Annotated in this window: 14 protein-coding genes; 4 read left to right on the top strand and 10 right to left on the bottom strand. The window is 47.0% G+C overall.

Annotated features, from left to right (window positions below):
- The first annotated feature begins 287 nt into the window (after positions 1–287).
- Positions 288–1,286, top strand: a complete 999-nt coding sequence (locus tag GKG43_RS06565; RefSeq protein ID WP_055153783.1) for a hypothetical protein — start codon at positions 288–290, stop codon at positions 1,284–1,286.
- A 114-nt stretch (positions 1,287–1,400) separates the two neighbouring features.
- On the opposite strand, the gene GKG43_RS23670 is transcribed toward GKG43_RS06565, so the two are convergent.
- From GKG43_RS23670 to GKG43_RS06595, 7 genes are all read right to left on the bottom strand, one after another.
- Positions 1,401–1,925: a hypothetical protein gene (locus tag GKG43_RS23670; RefSeq protein WP_330377681.1), complete on the bottom strand. Its 525-nt coding sequence runs from the start codon at positions 1,923–1,925 to the stop codon at positions 1,401–1,403.
- Positions 1,926–1,955: 30 nt separating this feature from the next.
- Positions 1,956–3,590 carry an FAD-dependent oxidoreductase gene (locus GKG43_RS06570; RefSeq protein ID WP_347561972.1) on the bottom strand — a complete coding sequence of 545 codons (1,635 nt, stop codon included), beginning with the start codon at positions 3,588–3,590 and terminating at the stop codon, positions 1,956–1,958.
- A 34-nt stretch (positions 3,591–3,624) separates the two neighbouring features.
- Positions 3,625–3,963: a DUF134 domain-containing protein gene (locus GKG43_RS06575; RefSeq protein WP_050640754.1), complete on the bottom strand. Its 339-nt coding sequence runs from the start codon at positions 3,961–3,963 to the stop codon at positions 3,625–3,627.
- Between the two features lie 257 nt (positions 3,964–4,220).
- Entirely contained in the window at positions 4,221–5,471 is a 1,251-nt protein-coding gene (locus tag GKG43_RS06580) for a uroporphyrinogen decarboxylase family protein (protein WP_055152588.1), read from the bottom strand.
- Between the two features lie 74 nt (positions 5,472–5,545).
- Positions 5,546–6,493, bottom strand: a complete 948-nt coding sequence (locus GKG43_RS06585; protein ID WP_050640756.1) for an ABC transporter permease — start codon at positions 6,491–6,493, stop codon at positions 5,546–5,548.
- Positions 6,494–6,525: 32 nt separating this feature from the next.
- Positions 6,526–8,049: a sugar ABC transporter ATP-binding protein gene (locus GKG43_RS06590; protein ID WP_050640757.1), complete on the bottom strand. Its 1,524-nt coding sequence runs from the start codon at positions 8,047–8,049 to the stop codon at positions 6,526–6,528.
- A 123-nt stretch (positions 8,050–8,172) separates the two neighbouring features.
- Positions 8,173–9,207, bottom strand: coding sequence for a substrate-binding domain-containing protein (locus tag GKG43_RS06595; RefSeq protein WP_070102382.1), 1,035 nt, complete (start codon positions 9,205–9,207; stop codon positions 8,173–8,175).
- 318 nt (positions 9,208–9,525) lie between these two features.
- Between GKG43_RS06595 and GKG43_RS06600 the strand changes: the two genes are divergently transcribed.
- The 3 genes from GKG43_RS06600 to GKG43_RS06610 are packed head-to-tail and all read left to right on the top strand — an operon-like array spanning position 9,526 to position 13,041.
- Positions 9,526–9,954 (top strand): hypothetical protein, encoded by a 429-nt coding sequence (locus GKG43_RS06600; protein WP_055152592.1) that lies wholly within the window; start codon positions 9,526–9,528, stop codon positions 9,952–9,954.
- A gap of 8 nt (positions 9,955–9,962) precedes the next feature.
- A complete protein-coding gene (locus GKG43_RS06605) occupies positions 9,963–11,552 on the top strand; it encodes a response regulator (protein ID WP_055152594.1) in 1,590 nt (529 codons plus the stop codon).
- On the top strand, positions 11,536–13,041 hold the full coding sequence (locus GKG43_RS06610) for a sensor histidine kinase (protein WP_055152596.1): 1,506 nt from the start codon (positions 11,536–11,538) through the stop codon (positions 13,039–13,041). Before GKG43_RS06605 ends, GKG43_RS06610 begins: the two co-directional genes overlap by 17 nt.
- 118 nt (positions 13,042–13,159) lie before the next feature.
- Here the strand turns inward: GKG43_RS06610 and GKG43_RS06615 are convergent, their stop codons facing one another.
- Genes GKG43_RS06615 through GKG43_RS06625 form a run of 3 tightly spaced genes read right to left on the bottom strand, consistent with a single transcriptional unit; the run spans position 13,160 to position 16,448 of the window.
- Positions 13,160–14,065, bottom strand: coding sequence for a phosphate acyltransferase (locus GKG43_RS06615; RefSeq protein ID WP_050640763.1), 906 nt, complete (start codon positions 14,063–14,065; stop codon positions 13,160–13,162).
- Positions 14,066–14,092: 27 nt separating this feature from the next.
- A complete protein-coding gene (locus GKG43_RS06620) occupies positions 14,093–15,385 on the bottom strand; it encodes an MFS transporter (protein ID WP_050640764.1) in 1,293 nt (430 codons plus the stop codon).
- Between the two features lie 58 nt (positions 15,386–15,443).
- Positions 15,444–16,448 carry an electron transfer flavoprotein subunit alpha/FixB family protein gene (locus GKG43_RS06625; protein ID WP_055152598.1) on the bottom strand — a complete coding sequence of 335 codons (1,005 nt, stop codon included), beginning with the start codon at positions 16,446–16,448 and terminating at the stop codon, positions 15,444–15,446.
- Between the last annotated feature and the right edge of the window lie 11 nt (positions 16,449–16,459).

Consider the following 16,459-nt stretch of genomic DNA (forward strand, 5'->3'; position numbering starts at 1 on the left):
TTCAACATTATTCCCTTATTTTTCAACAATAAACACATTGCTTTTCCTCATCCGGATATGATATCCTGTCTGCACAAATCTTTATTTCTATTGAAAATCTATTTTTTTCTGACACTCGTCAAAGAATCCAGATTTGTAATCACTCTGCTGCTGTTTACACATTACTTGTTCACAACAGCAGCGCCCATTTGAAAGAGGTGCTGCCTATTGAGGGTTTAAAGCCACAGTAAATTATGTTACGAACTGTTACCTGCTTCAAACCGAGCATGCTATAATGGAGGTACTAAATGAATGATCAAATGCTGCAATGGCATCCCATATTTGGAACAGCCATTCAGCTCAATACGGCAGAGGAGGCAGAAACCATAACATTCCAAACGGAACTTGGATTGAATAAAATGCCCATGCGTATTGATCTGGTTTTAATTAAAAAGGACAAAGAGCCGCTAAAGAAGGATTTTGGGAGAATCCTGCGCGGTCATAATATCTTCGAGTATAAGAGCCCTGGGGATACATTAAACATAGACGATTTTTATAAAACATATGCATACGCCTGTTTCTACAAAGCTAATACGGAACATGTTGATGAAATTTCTGCCCAGGACATAACCATCTCTTTTGTATGCAGCCAGTATCCAAGAGAGATGTCCAAAAAGTTAAAAAAGGAAAGAAATATTACCATCGGCCAGGTATCTTCAGGTATTTACTATCTGAGAGGAGATCCTATCCCCATGCAGTTAATACTGATCCCCCAACTGCCCTATAAGGAAAACCTCTGGCTCAGCAGCCTGCGCACAGATTTGGTGCCAGGAGAACATCTGGATATGCTGATGGAGGACTATCAAAAGCATAAACATTCCAAAGATTATCAGGCTATGATGGACGTAATAGTCCGGGCAAACCATAACACATTTGAGGAGGTGAAAGATATGTGTGAAGCATTACATGAATTATTTGCTGAAGATGTACAAAAAGAGGTGGCAAAGTTTACTAATCTGATTGCTCTGGATGTAATTGAGCAGGTGACTGAAGACGTCACTGAAGAAGTTACCGAACAGGTTACCAAACAAGTTACCGAACAGGTCACCAAACAAGTTACCGAACAAGTTACCGAACAGGTCACCAAACAAGTCACGCAGGATGTTATGCGTCAGGATATTTTACTTTTCGTACAAGCTCTAACTGATGATGGCTATACCGATGAAGTTATTGCCAGTCGGCTCAGAAAGTATTTTTCGCTGACGGAAGAAGATATCCGGTACTATCTCCAGGCGGAACAATTGTAATAGTAACTGGACACGGGAAAGAAATATTTTGCTGAAGCATTCTGCCACAACACGATTTCCCCCGTGTCCGTTTTATCTATATAATACCTATACCTGCCTGTTTAAGCTGGATGTTTAACAAGTTTCCATAACCTGACATTTATTACAGTCACGGCACTTTTCGAAATCAATCTGCGGTACACGCTGTCCGATGATTCCCAGATCATTCAGATCCGGTTTCACACAGTTATTTGGACATCCGCCTGCCGCAATCTTAAACTTGTCCGGCAATTTCACGCTGGAATACCCGTGATAAAAGCGTTCGTGTATCTCCTCTGAAAGCCCAAATGTATCGATCAATCCATACTGGCATGTTGTGCCTTTGCAGGATACAACCGGACGGACCTTCGATCCCGTCCCCCCAGTCTCGAGGCCTGCCTGCATCAGATATTCTCTAAGTGGCTCTATATTATCATATGGTACTCCCTGAATCTCGACGGTTAGCCGGGAGGTCATCGTCACTTCACCACTTCCGTAGAGCTCAGCAGCTTCTGCAATTGTACGGGCCTCTTCCGCAGTGATCTTTCCATTTCTTGTGATAACACGTCCGTTAAACTTATCGGAGGTCGTCTTATCTCTGATGAAGACAAGTGCCTTAATCCTTGTTACATCTTCCGCTGAAACTTCAGCCTACGTCTTTTTCACCTTCACATCGTTGAAAAAGACACCGCCTTCTAATGCTGCCGTGTTTGCATAACCAAAGTATCTCAGTCTGTTTTGAAGGAAATACGCCCGTTTCCCCTTTGTACAGACTAACAGCAGTTTCTCATCTTTGCCAATCCCCTCAAGTTCTCCGTTTACCGTGCCCAGATTAATATATTGCGCTCCACGGATAGACGGGGACAGACCTACATCCAGAATACGCCATCCATCCGCTTTTCCTTCTGCGTATTCGGCAGGAGTCATACTCACAAGTTCTCCATTGATCTTGTTCAACAGAATATATACCGCCTGGACAAAGGGATGGATTGCTGTTGAGAATGGAGGTGCATATGCGAAATCAGCGTTTTCATAATCTTCCAGGACTGCACCCATGTTGATTCCCATCACCGCAATGTCAACCATCTTATTTACCGCTCCGGGGCCAAATACCTGCGCTCCCAGAAGCTTATGCGTCTCTTTATCCGCAATCAGCTTTGTTACAAAAGATGCGGCTCCCGGATAGTAGTGTGCCTTATCTTCTGTTACTGCAAGGGCCGTCACCACCTCATATCCCGCTTCTTTTGCCTGTGCCTCTGTCAGTCCCGTACGCCCGCAGTTCAGATTCGGGAGCTTCACAACGCCGGTTCCCAGGACTCCCTTGTATTCTTTGACGGCGCCTGTCAGAACCTGTGCAAGTGTCCGGCCTTCCATATTAGCAGAAGAGCCCATGGGAGACCACTGTCTCTTCCCTGTGATCCGGTTTGTTACCATCGCGCAGTCGCCTGCAGCATAAACATCCTCCAAACTGGTCTTCATCTGTCCGTCTACCAGAATAGTTCCTTTGAACATTTCAATGCCGCTTTCATTTAAAAATGCCGTATTTGGCCGTATACCTGCAGCCATAATCACCATTTCGCAAGGCAGCGTTCCCGCAGTTGTTTTCACAGCAGTTACACTGTCCGTACCCATGATCGCCTCGGCCTTTGTACCCGTTATTACACGTATACCCTCCTTCTGAAGATGCTTTTTCGCATAGGCAGCCATTTCGGGATCCAGAATATTGGGTAGAATCTGGGCAGCAAAATCAATCACTGTGACCTGTATCCCCCTCGCTTTCAGGTTTTCAGCAACCTCCAGGCCTATAAAACCGGCTCCAACTACAACTGCTTTTTTCACTCCGCGGTCTTCTGCATAAGACCTTACTCCAATTGCATCATCAGGTGTTCGCATACGAAATACACCAGCAAGCTGCATCCCTTCTACCCGCGGTACGGACGGAGAAGCGCCTGTAGCAATGATCAGCTTATCATAGGAATACTCTTCTTCTGCCTGGGATTGAAGATTTCTGGCTTTTACGACTTTCTTATCTGAATCCAGGCCCACAGCTTCTATGCCGATCCTAACCTCCACACCGGTAAGCATAGAATACTTCTGTGGTGTATTGACAATTAATGCTTCTCTCTTTTCAATCATTCCACCCACGTAATATGGCAGACCACAGCCTGCATAGGATATATCCTGATCTTTTGTTATAATCATAACTTCAGCACTGCGATCCTGGCGCTTTAATTTTGCTGCAGCCTTCGTACCGGCAGCCACTCCTCCAATAATCAATACTTTCATATTTATTCTCCTTTGGTTTTATAATATATCCATACTATTTTCTATGACAGCAATGCAATTCATTGACACATTCCGGTTTCATAGCACGGCATACGATCACATCGCCGCCTTCGATTCTGATACTTCTGCCATTCACCATGGCATCAGCCATTTTCTGTCTTGCCTCATTATAAATTCTCGTAACGGTAGGACGGGATATATCCATCTTCTTCGCACACTCTGCCTGAGTAAGCTGCACATAATCCAGCAGTCGGATCACCTCGTACTCATCATATCCGATTGTCACCGTCCCATTAGGAGTACTGCCCTCAGGCAAAAATCCCGTAGTCCCCGGAATGGAACAGATGCATCTGCACTTTTGTGGTCTGGCCATATCATCACCTCTTTTCCTTTTTTCAGTATACCTCATTATGAACATATGTCAATAATAAAATCAAAAAATTATATTGAAGTTTAATTTAAATTTAGACAATATCTGTAATATATTCCAGCCATCCTTTACCTAAACAACTACATGCCCCTTACAAACGCTAACCCAGCTGCAGGAAAAAATATTATCAGGAGCCGCCAAACCAGATCCCAAATATCCGGTTCGACGGCTCCTGCCGTTTCGGAGTTCCATCCTGCGACTTACCTGTTAAATTCTTTCACCGCATCAATCATTGCTACTACATTTTCCACAGGAGTCATTGCCTGAATGTTATGTATCGTGTTAAAAACAAACCCGCCGCCTTCTGAAAAAATCCGGCACATTTCCAGTACTTCTTCCCGAACCTGCTCAGCTTTTCCAAAGGCAAATGTTTTCTGCGTATCCACTCCGCCGCCCCAGAATACAATATCTTTTCCGAACTCCTTTTTCAGCTCCCGGGGATCCATATTTTTCGCTGTCCACTGAACCGGATTCAGAATATCAAATCCGCATTCGATCAGCTCTGGGATCAGAGCCTTAATTGACCCACAGGAGTGTTTAAATGTCTTCCACGATGTATTTGCATGGATCCATTTATTAATTTTCTTATAATACGGCATATACAGATTCCGGAAAGTTTCATTCGAGCAAAATGGACACTTTTGGGTTCCAAAATCTGTGCCGCAGGTAAATGCGGCCTGAGGAACATCTCCTACTGTCTCTTTTATTTTTTTTAGATTCTCAAGAGCTATATCCGTCTGTTTTTCAAAAACTGCGTGAAGATAATCCTGGTTTGTCAAAGTGGCAATATACCATTCCTCAATATCCCGGATTCCCTTTGGATGTTTAAGCATACTGCCGGGTACAAATGCCACATCACCGATACCGGTGCCTCCGAACGCAGCTATAACGCCATAACCACTTTTGTCTGCCGATTCGCACTGTGTCCGGATAGATTCCAGATCTTCATCCGATATATAACCGAATTCCTCCAGGTTATCCTCCACATGCAGATTGTCCTCATCATAGTCCTCTCCCCTTAACAGGCAGTCAAAAAAATAGCTGCCCAGAGGCATTTTTGCGGTAGGAGGAAGGCTTCGGTCTCCTGCCACATATAGGAACACATCTCCCCTGGCATCCGTAAACGTTTCAAAGTTATCCGGTACTAAAATATCCTGCCCCCATGGAGTCCGCCACTCCTTACATCCTTCATCCCTGAAACCAAAAATCGTGTTTGGATTCCAAATCTGCGTAGTATCTATTCCCATTACCTGCTTCAGATCCTCATCTACCGTACCCAGCATCTGAAGCGGCTCCATCAGACGCACCGGACGTTTTTCCAAGCCATAATACTCTCTTAGTTTTTCTACAATTGATATATGCACCCCGGTCACCGAGGTTGCGCCGATATCCAATGGTACCGGGCCGCTGCGATGCGCCAGAGCCCTGCTGATTTTTTCCCTGCTATCCATATAAGCTTCTCCTTTCACAGAGGGGTCTGACCCCTTTGCTCACCGTTTTCAGAATATTCTCATTTTTTCTCAGATCACATTTTCTTTCTTTTCTTCCCCAGCTGGTCAATCAAAACTGCCGTAAGCAGCGTTGCACCGGTTACGAAAGTCTGCCAGTAAATATCCACCCCCAACAGTGTAAGGGAATTGGTGATCAGTGCCATCAGAAGTGACCCGAGGAAGGCGCCGAAAACACTTCCTTCACCGCCCTGCAGGCTGGCCCCGCCAATAATAACAGCCGTGATCACGCGAAGTTCCAGGCCCGTGCCCTGCTGTACGGATGCAGTTCCCATACGGGCTGTTGCCACGATTCCTGCAAAACCTGCCAGCAGGCCGACGGTCACATAGTTCAGAATCTTGATCTTGATTACTTTGATTCCGGAAAGTTTTGCGGATTTTTCGTTTCCGCCTATGTAGTAGTTCTGCCGGAAAAACCTGGAATGCCGCATCAGGATGTCGCCTATGATTACGAGTATTATGGCATACCAGATCGGCGCCTGCACACCCAGTACCACCTTCTGCCCTATGGCGTTGAATGCATCCCCCAGCCCGCTTACATTCTGGCCTCTTGTCACGATCAGAGTCAGGCCGCGGAACAGGCTGAGTGACGCCAGTGTTGTTACAAATGCATTGATTTCCAGTTTTGCAATAATAAACCCATTAAACAGTCCTACCAGCCCGCCGATTACTATTCCTACCACAACCGCCACAATTGGCGGCATTCCTGCTTTGAGCACCAGCCCCGCACAGACTCCTGAAAATGCCAGTATGGACCCCACAGACATGTCAAATCCGCCGCTGGCCATAAGATTCGCCATCCCCACTGCAATGATTACCTCAATGGACATGCCCAGAAGCAATGCCACAATATTCTGATATGTCAGGAAAACAGAGGATGCAATCGTCATAATGATGGACAGTCCCAACACAATCAGCACAATTGCCGCCTCCCTCTGTTTTAATAATTTCTTAATCATATTCATATCTGCCTCCGCTCTGCCGCCAAGCGGCACCTTTACTCTGTACTAACACAGTCACCCTTTGCTACGCCGGATGCCAGGGAGATTACTTTCTCTTCTGTTGCTTCCGAAGCCGGGATGATTCCCACATTCCTGCCTTCTCTGATCACCATAATCCGGTCGCTGACCCCCAGAATCTCAGGCAGGTCGGACGAGATCATGATAATACCCACGCCGGTTTCCGCCAGATTTCTCAGAAGATTGTATATTTCACTTTTCGCCCCTACATCCACACCTCTTGTTGGCTCATCAACAATCAGCACCCGCGGGCGGATCCCGAACCAGGCGGCAAGAAGCACCTTCTGTTGATTCCCTCCCGAGAGTTTATTGACCAGCTGCCGGATTCCGGGCGTAGAGATGCGAAAGTCCTTTACCGCATCCTGCACCATCTGGTCAACCTGGTTTTCCCTCAGGAATCCTCTTTTCGAAAAATGGCGCAGCTGGTTAGCAATCAGGTTCTGCCTGATGTCAAATTTTACATACAGCCCCTGCTCTTTCCGGTCCTCGCTCATATAACCGATACCCTGCCGGATCGCATCCTGCGGGCAGCGGATCTGCAGCGGTTTCCCCTCCAGCACTACCCTTCCGGTCTCCAGAGGCTCTGCTCCGAAGATTCCTCTTCCGATTTCTGTCCTGCCGGCTCCTACCAGACCCGATACGCCGAGAATCTCTCCTCTTCTGACCTGAAAAGATATATCTTGGAATGCTTTTCCCCTGGAAATTCCTTCAGCCTCGAAAAGCACCTCCCCTATCTTCTGTTCCGGCCTCCGGCGCCCGTAAATATTTTCAATTTTCCGGCCTACCATGTTAGTTATCAGAAAGTCCTCGCCAATATCTGTGACCCGCGCTTCCGCGATATATGCCCCGTCCCGCAGGATCGTTACACTGTCTGCAATCTCAAAAATCTCCTGCAGGTGATGTGATATATAGATAAAGCTGATTCCCTGTTCTTTCAGGATGCGGATATTCTGGAACAGCTTCTGCTTCTCCACCTCCGTAAGAGAAGATGTGGGCTCATCCAGTACAAGTACTTTCGGCCTAAAAGACATTGCTTTCAGGATTTCCACAACCTGCTGGTTGGCAATCGCCAGTTCCTTTACAGGCGTGGCGGGGTCGATATTTTCAATCTCAAACAGTTTCAGCATTTCCTTCGTTTTATTATACAACTCTTCTCTTTTGATCAGATTTAACTTATTGACCGGCTGGCGGTTGGCAAATATATTTTCTGCCACACTCAGGCACGGAACCAGGCTCAATTCCTGGTGTACGATACTAATTCCCTTCTGCAGTGCATCGTGGGCGGAAGTAAATACCACTTTTTCTCCTTCAATCCAGATCTCCCCCTCGTCCGGCTTATGGATCCCGCCGAGTGTCAGCATCAGGGTACTTTTACCTGCACCGTTTTCTCCCACAAGGGCATGCACTTCTCCCTTTTTCACTTTCAGATCTACCCCGTCCAGGGCGCGGACCCCCGGGAATATCTTGACGATTCCTTTTGCCTCCAGTATGTATTCAGACACAGGCGCCCTCCTTCCTTTTTACGAATTCCTTTTTATGCATTTATTTTAAAATTACTTTTTTGAATCCCTTTATAATTCCTTTAAAATAGTATGGACGGTGTAATCCCGCCCATACCCTTGTCTTTATCTCTTGAAATACTCGTAATTTGATTCATCCACAATGATAGCGCCTGTGTCAATATAACCGGGTACTCCGAGTACGCCTGCCGCTGCATTATCCGATGTGATCTCCACCTTGGAGTTATTCAGATTAATCAGAAGCTGTGTAGCATAATATGGCATTAACGCCGTCTGCTGAGCAACAGATGCGGAAATAATACCATCTTCAATCGCCTCCAGAATCTCATTGGAACGGTCCATTGCGATGATCTTCACATCTCCTGTACGTCCTGCTTCTCTGACTGCAGTGGCCGCTGCCGTGCCGCCGGTCGCATCCACACAGACGATTCCGTTCAGATCCGGATGTTTCTGCAGAACTGCCGCGATATTCTGTGCCGCAATTACGCTGTCCTGTTTGGTATCCACTTCCTCGATAATCTCGATTCCCGTTCCCTCAAATGCCTGCTTATAGCCTGCCACACGTTCTTCCAGGTTCGTCTGGCCCGGATTATACATGATCGCTACTTTTCCGCTGTCGCCCAAAAGCTCTTTCATCTTCTCTCCGCCTGTGATTCCCGCTTCCACATTTCCGGTTCCGACAAATGCAATTCTGCCTGAATCCGGAAGATCGGCATCTACCGTAACAACCGGGATACCTGCGTCCATGGCTTTCTTAATTGTCGGAGTCAGCTGCTCGTTGAAACCTACCACCACGATTCCGTTCGGTTTCTTTGCAATTGCCTGCTCAAATGCTGTAACCATGGCATTCATGTCCAGTTCCGCAGGCCCCACGAATTCTGTGCGCACACCCAGCTCTTCGCCTGCCATCTCCATGCCCATTTTGTGGTCGTAGAAATAAGGGTCTGACCCCAATGCAGATACCTGAATATAAAGCTGATCCGACAGATTGCTCTGTGAATCCCCATCCGTTCCCTGCGCATCACTCTTCGTGTCTTCCGTCTTTGCCGTGCTGTCCGCATCCTTGCTTCCTCCCTGACAGGCAGTAAGACCTATCGCCATCGCCAGAACCAAAACAACCGCAACCATTTTCTTTTTCATAACATAACCTTCCTTTCCTTTTTTCACTTCGTTCATGTTAATTTCATTTTACATAAACATTTCGGTTCTGTAATCAACAATAGCTTACTAAATTAGCATATTTTTATAATATTTCCCCCACAATATTCTACACTTTTTATAAATTGCCTCACTTGGACTTTAAAATAATGCTAATTTCTTACATCTTTCTTGTTTTTGCACTGGTGCAAATGTAATATATACTTATAGTATAGAGGAAACGATATATCTTAACAGGCAGCGCGGTCTGCCTCGACACTCATTTTTATAAAATGTATTTGGGTAAAAGGAGGTTTTTACATGTCCGCAGAGACGATTTCCGTCCGGAATTTTCTGGTTACGGTTTCCCAGGCAGCCTATCTCGAACAGGCTCCTATGACGCTGCATTTTATCAACTGCTTCAGCAGTTACTGGAGGTATATCAGCCGCCCGGATAAGGCGGCGCCTTTAAAACAGGAGCTGGACATGCTGATGCTGATCCGAGAAGTTTTTATCTCGATCCCCTTCTTTCAGATGCTGGATGAGAATCTCCCGGATATTCCGGAAGATCTGCTGATTCCAAGAAACTGCATTCTGGCACAGATCTGGGAAAATCTGGAGCAGCTCTCCAATGCCTCCCAGACCTATACTGCCCTTTATTTTGCCTGGAACAGCCCGCACAGTTCCCTGGAACTCACCGGCATGCTTCCCGGTGGAAGCATTTCTGCCCTGTACGAAATTACGATTTAGGAGGCCCTATGTATTCTGTAATCATAGTAGACGATGAAGCTTTATCCAGGTATGCGCTGCACGTAATGCTCAGCAAAAATATGCCTGATCTGAACGTGGCTGCTGAATGTGAGGACGGAGCCTCTGCGGTTCAGGCCGCCCTGAGATACAAGCCCGATATTGTAATCATTGATATCAAAATGCCCGGCATGAACGGACTCACTGCATCGAAAACAATTCTGGAGAATCTGCCGGGAACCACGATCCTGATCCTTACGGCTTACGACAGCTTTGAATATGCAAGAGAAGCGCTCATAATAGGCGTCAAAGGATATTTGTTAAAGCCGCTGATAGAAAAGGAAGTCACGGAAACACTTCAAAAAATCACAGACAGCCTGTCCCAAAACAGAGCAATAAAAAATAAAGATGTGGAGGAGAAGGAGATTGTCTCTCTGGCAATCCCGGTTATAAAAAGGAATCTGGTAGCCAGTTATATCAATGGCACGGCTGCGCCGGCTCTGCTGGCGGAATACAGTCCTCTGCTGCCCGGGCTGACCGACTCAGGCTTTTTTATGCTGTTCCCACTTACCCAGTCCCCGGACAGCACCCTGCCTTTTTCGCCCCAGCCACCGGCAGATACATACAAACAGATCATCGAAAGCATTTCCCAGATGATAAGCTTTCATAAGAACGTACTGATCGGGGAAGTCTCTTTTCATGTTCTCCCCCTGTTCTTCCACATTTCACCGTCCGATCCGTCCTGGCACGAGACAGCCTGCATGCTGGCGCGCAAGATTATCACTCTTTTAAACCAGCGTTTTAAGTTGAAAAGCGGAGCGGCCTTTGGCGGCGTCTATCATACCTGCCAGTTATTTAAATCATCCTACCAGGAGGCATTGGAGGTGCTCCCTGCGCTTCTGCCCGGCACCGTCATAGAGTACACCCCGGTTTTCAATTCCGCCCATGCCGTCTACCCATACTCTTTGGAAGAACTGTTTATTGACTCCCTTCGCAGCAGGAATACGGAAAGGGCCCATGAGTATGCACAGCAGCTTTTGAACGAGATCTTTACGGCCCGGAATTCTCTGCAGATTTCAAAAGAATATTCCATCCAGTTTTTGTCTGCCCTAAAAAGCCTGCTCCACCAGCTTGGTTTCAGGCAGACCAGCTTTGACCTGTATCCATTCCTATGCCAGATCCAATCCAGTGTCTCTGAACACCAGTTAAAAGAACACGTCAACTATGCACTGAATTCCTTTTTAGAGTTCCTCCAGAATGAATCTCAGGAAAAAAACTATGCACTTATGAAAAAGATCAATTATTATATGGAACGCGAACCGATACAGATGGTATCCCTGGAGGGCCTGTCCAGTTATCTAAATCTGACCCCACAGTACGTAAGCAAAGTATTTAAGGAGGAATACCATCTTAATTTTACAGACTATATCACGCAGAAAAAGATCAGCCTTGCCAAACCACTCCTGGAAAAAGGTACGCTTTCCGTTCAGGATGTCAGTATTCAGGTGGGCTACAGCGACCAAAACTATTTCTGCAGAATATTTAAGAAAATAACAGGGCTTACCCCAAAGGAGTACCAGAAATATGCGAAAACTCTTTAACTCCGCCTCCAGGCTGTCCACAAGGCTCTTACGGTATTTTTTAATCATTATCCTGATCATGTCCGGGATTTCTTTCTATTCCATACAGTCCAGCCGCAGCCTGAACCGGGCAAACAACGAGACGCTGGAGCATATCCAGAGCCTCCAGCTTCTGCTTGTTTCCCTGGAAGAATCCGCTACCACCGCGTCCAATTACTATGCACATCCATCCCCCGACTACCGCAGAAAGTTCCAGGACCAATGTTTAGACGCAATAGCCTGCAGCGCTTCTATGCGGCTTCTTTACCCGGACTCTTACCTCTACCGGGATATTCAGGTCATGACCGAGTCCTATATGGATGCCACAACCAAATTATTTGACAACTATAACCCGGATGCCGCCTCCTACCTGTATACAAGAGAGCGCGTCAGTTTGGACTACATAAGAAATAACATCTACAATTATATTTATAAGGGAATGTCCACGGAACTGGAACTGGCGGATGCGCGGATCCGCCAGAATACAAACGGCCTGAATACCAGCCAGAGCAGTCTCTATATTTTGCTTGTATTCTTCACCATGTTCTGCCTGTTTATCTCCTATCAGATATCCGCATATTTTGCAAAGCCGATTGTGGAGCTGAGCAAAAAATTCCGGCTGGTTGCACAGGGAGACCTGACGGTCAGTTATACGCCTCCCTCCCGGCAGAATGATGAGATTTGCCTGCTCGCCAGCTCTTTCAACAAGATGGTGCTGCAGCTGCAGGAAAACCAAGAGCGCCTGCTGGAAAAACAGCGCGTAGAAGCCCGGCTGCAGAATGAGATGCTGAAAAATATCGAGATGCAGAATTCCCTGAACCGTTCAGAACTGGAGTATCTTCTGATGCAGATCAATCCGCATTTTCTGTATAATACACTGAATACGATTTCCGCCATGGCGATTATTGAGTCTGCCGCCCTCACAAAGGACATGCTGGACTGCCTCTCCGGGCTGCTCCGTAACAGCCTGACCGTTATGTCCGAGACCATCCCTCTCGCAACGGAAATCCAGACACTCACCTATTACCTGCAGATCCAGAAAGTCCGATTCCAGTCCCGGCTTCAATACAGGCTGGATGTTTCCCCTGACTGCCTGAACGAGAATATTCCAGCCATGATTCTGCAGCCGCTTGTGGAAAATGCGATTATCCATGGGCTGGAGGATCGGCCGGAGGAAGGGAATATTCTGATTACTGCAGAGAAGACCGAGGATACTCTTGTACTTTCCGTGGCAGACAACGGGATCGGTATTGCTCCTGAACTGCTGGAAGAACTGCAGACTGATAGACATTCTGCTAGGAAGGAGCAAAAACGCAGTATAGGTATTTACAATGTAAAGAAACGGCTTCATCTGATTTACAGCCTTAACGTCATGGAAATCACGAGTGCCCAGGGGGAGGGCACTTGTATTACGCTGCGGCTGCCGCTTTTGGAGCCGGCCGCAGGCCAGGAAAATCAGGAAAATTATTAAGCCCGCCAAAGGCAGGCTTATAAAATAATTTATCTGGCAGGAGGGATATTGCAATTTCATTTTCAATATCCCTCATTTAACGCTGTATATTACATAATTGAATCAGTGTTCCATTATATCATGCCAGCATGGATGCCATAACGATTGTCTTATACTTCAGTTCCGCGGGGGCACCGCGGCTTACGCATACAATCGGACATTTTGCCCCGGTTATAATACCAAGCGGTTCTGCTCCCAGCATTTCTATAGACTTGCTGTACACATTGCCCGTCACAAGGTTGGGCATAATCAGCACGTCGACATCCCCCGCACAAGGGCTTTCATACTGTTTTGCCCTGGCCACATCCGGCTTCATTGCAAGGTCCAGTGAGATTGGGCCTTCTACGATACAGCCCGTGATTTCTCCCTCCCGGTTCATCCTTTTCAGCTCCACTGCATCCACAGACTCCTGGATTTTGGGTGAAAATGTCTCTGCAGCACAAAGGATTCCGACCTTAATATGATCGCCATATCCCAATCTATGCATGGAATCTACAATTAACCGGATCATTGCCGCTTTCTGTTCTAATGTGGGATAGACAACCAGACCGCCATCTGCAAAAAACAAAAGTTTATGATACCATGGAAGTTCTGTGATAGCGATATCCGTAATCAGTTTTTCATGTGGAAGGCCGTGCTCCTTATTCAAAACAGCACGCATAATCTCTGCCGTATTGATACTCCCTTTCATAAGAAAGTCCGCTTTTCCATCGCGTACCAGTGCAACCGCCTCATCCGCGGCCTCCTCACGGTTCTTTTTATCGATCACCCATTCGTCTTCTATCTCCGTCTTTAAATCATTTGATACTATTTCTAATATTTTGTCTCTGTTTCCAACCAGGAGAGGCTTTACGTACCCCTCCCTGGCTGCCCTGAGCACAGCTTCCAGCGTATGCGGATCTTCCGGAACCGCCACACTCAGCACCTTTCTCTGCTTTCCCGCGGATGCAGCCCGGATGGCTTCCTCAATTGTTTTTAATACCATAGTTCTCTTTCCTTTCCGGCCGTCATATTATAAGCCCCATTTTCTTGCAAGAACAAAGTTGGCAATACCGGCAATGACTGAAATGATAACGATGGACCAGATACCGCCCATAATACTGCCTGCCGTATCAGAAATATATCCCGCTACAATCGGTCCAATAATTCCGCCGATCTTCGTGACAATTAATGTAATCCCCATCAGCACCATTCCAAACTGTGGCGTACACATTTCATTCGGCATAACCCACTGAGGCCCTGCCGCGAAATGCATGATCAGATAAGATGCCAGGCACAGCATGGATAATGTCATGATCGAAGCCCCTGAATTGATTGCCATAGGAAGGATAATCAATGGGATCACGCTCCCAATAAACGCGATACCGCTGATCGCTGCCCTCCGCCCTTTCAGAAACTTATCGGATATCAATCCGCCGACCGGACTGCCAATGATTGCCCCTAAAAACGTCAGCGACTGGATTGCCGCACTTTGCTCCGGAGTAAATCCTTTTTCATTAAAGAGGATCGGCAGGACGAACGCGAGACAATATACATTCCAGCAGTATAAGAAAATTGGCACCATAAATGTCCAGAAGGAACCGCTCCTTATCATTTCTCTTGTATTCTTATAAGGGGTAAATTTTTTATTTTCATAAGTTTTCACCTCCGCTGTCTCGTCAAGCTCCGATCCCTCAATGATCTCGTCTATATTGGTACAGCCGTATTTTTTCTCGATATCCACATATACAAATAAAAACAGGAGGAATCCGGCCAGGTTCATTGCCACCAAAAGTATTCCGAATACCTGGTTCCATTCAAATCCATGCAGGAACATCTGGGTACAGATATTGGTGGATATCAGGTTCCCCATACCATACATACATGCCATAAATCCGGAAGCGAGGGAACGTTCTTTTCTTGGGAACCATACAATAGCCAGTGACATTACACAGCACGACATCAGTCCTGACCCAAATCCCTGGAACAGACGCGTAGCAAACATCAGGCCATAACTGGACGGCTTCAGGAAGAAAAGCAGGCCTGCAGCTACATATACAAGCATACCGCTCATGCAGACTTTCTTTGCTCCGATTTTGCGGACAAGCAAAGCGCCTATCAGTTCAAAGATTCCCATACCAACCGTACAGACTGTCTGCAAATAAGAAAGCCCGGTATCCCCTATACTGAACCATTCTTTCAGCTGTACTCCGGCCTGCTGCACCAGACTTGTCCCGACATAAATCTGACAATATGCAAGTACAACCAGAAGATACGGTATGAAGCGGTATGCCGGCGCTTTTTTTAATTTTATCTGATTTTCCATATTCTCTCTCCTTTTTACCCTTCCTCAAAACAAGGGAATATAATCTCACAAATTCCTTCTACATACGTAATCTCTTTATCTCATCCACCAATACAGGCAGCACCTGGAACAAATCTCCCACCACGCCGTAATCCGCAATATCAAAGATAGGGGCGTCAGCGTTTGTGTTGACTGCCACGATGCAGTCAGCCCCGCTCATACCTGCCGCATGCTGGATGGCCCCGGATATTCCACAGGCAATATAAAGCCTCGGCGCTACCGTCCTTCCGGTCTGCCCCACCTGATGATTATGTGCAATCCAACCGGCATCTACCGCGGCTCTGGAGGCCCCCACTGCCCCGCCCAGAGCATCGGCCGCCGCCCGGATAGTATCAAAGCCTTCCGGCCCTCCAACTCCTCTGCCGCCCGAGACAATAATTTCGGCTCCTTCCAGATCTACATCCTCCGCATTCATGTCCTGAATCATTTCTACAATCCGGGTACGGATATCCTTCTCGTGTATATGGATATCTTCATAAATAATCTCTGCGTGGGATCCCTTCTCTTCCCCTTTTTTGAATACTCCGGGGCGTACCGTTCCAATCTGCGGGCGATGGTCCGGACACTGGATTGTTGCCATAAGGTTTCCCCCAAATGCGGGTCTCGTCCATGCCACATTTCCATTTTCTTCATCAATATCCAGGGCCGTACAATCTGCGGTAAGCCCTGTCTTCAGCCTGCATGCAATACGAGGACCCAGATCCCGCCCGTTATTGGTAGCCCCAATCAGCATGCTCGCCGGCTTATACTTTCCGACCAGCGCATACAAGGCGTCCACATAGGCATCTGTCCGGTATTGCTTGTATTCCGGCCCGTCTACGACAATGATTTTATCCGCTCCCAGCCGGCCGGCCGACTCTGCCGCCGCTGCTGTCTGATAACCAATAACTAACGCGGCAAGCTGACCTCCCTGCTTATCTGCCAGGCCACGTCCCGGATTCAGGAGTTCCAGGCCGACCTTGACCGCACTGCCGTCCTCCTTTGTCTCAATAAAGACCCATAAGTCATTTGTATTTGTATCCAAAACCACTCCTC

Origin of the sequence: Eubacterium sp. BIOML-A2 (assembly GCF_009680135.1) — a bacterium.
Taxonomy (GTDB): Bacteria; Bacillota; Clostridia; order Lachnospirales; family Lachnospiraceae; genus Faecalicatena; species Faecalicatena contortus_B.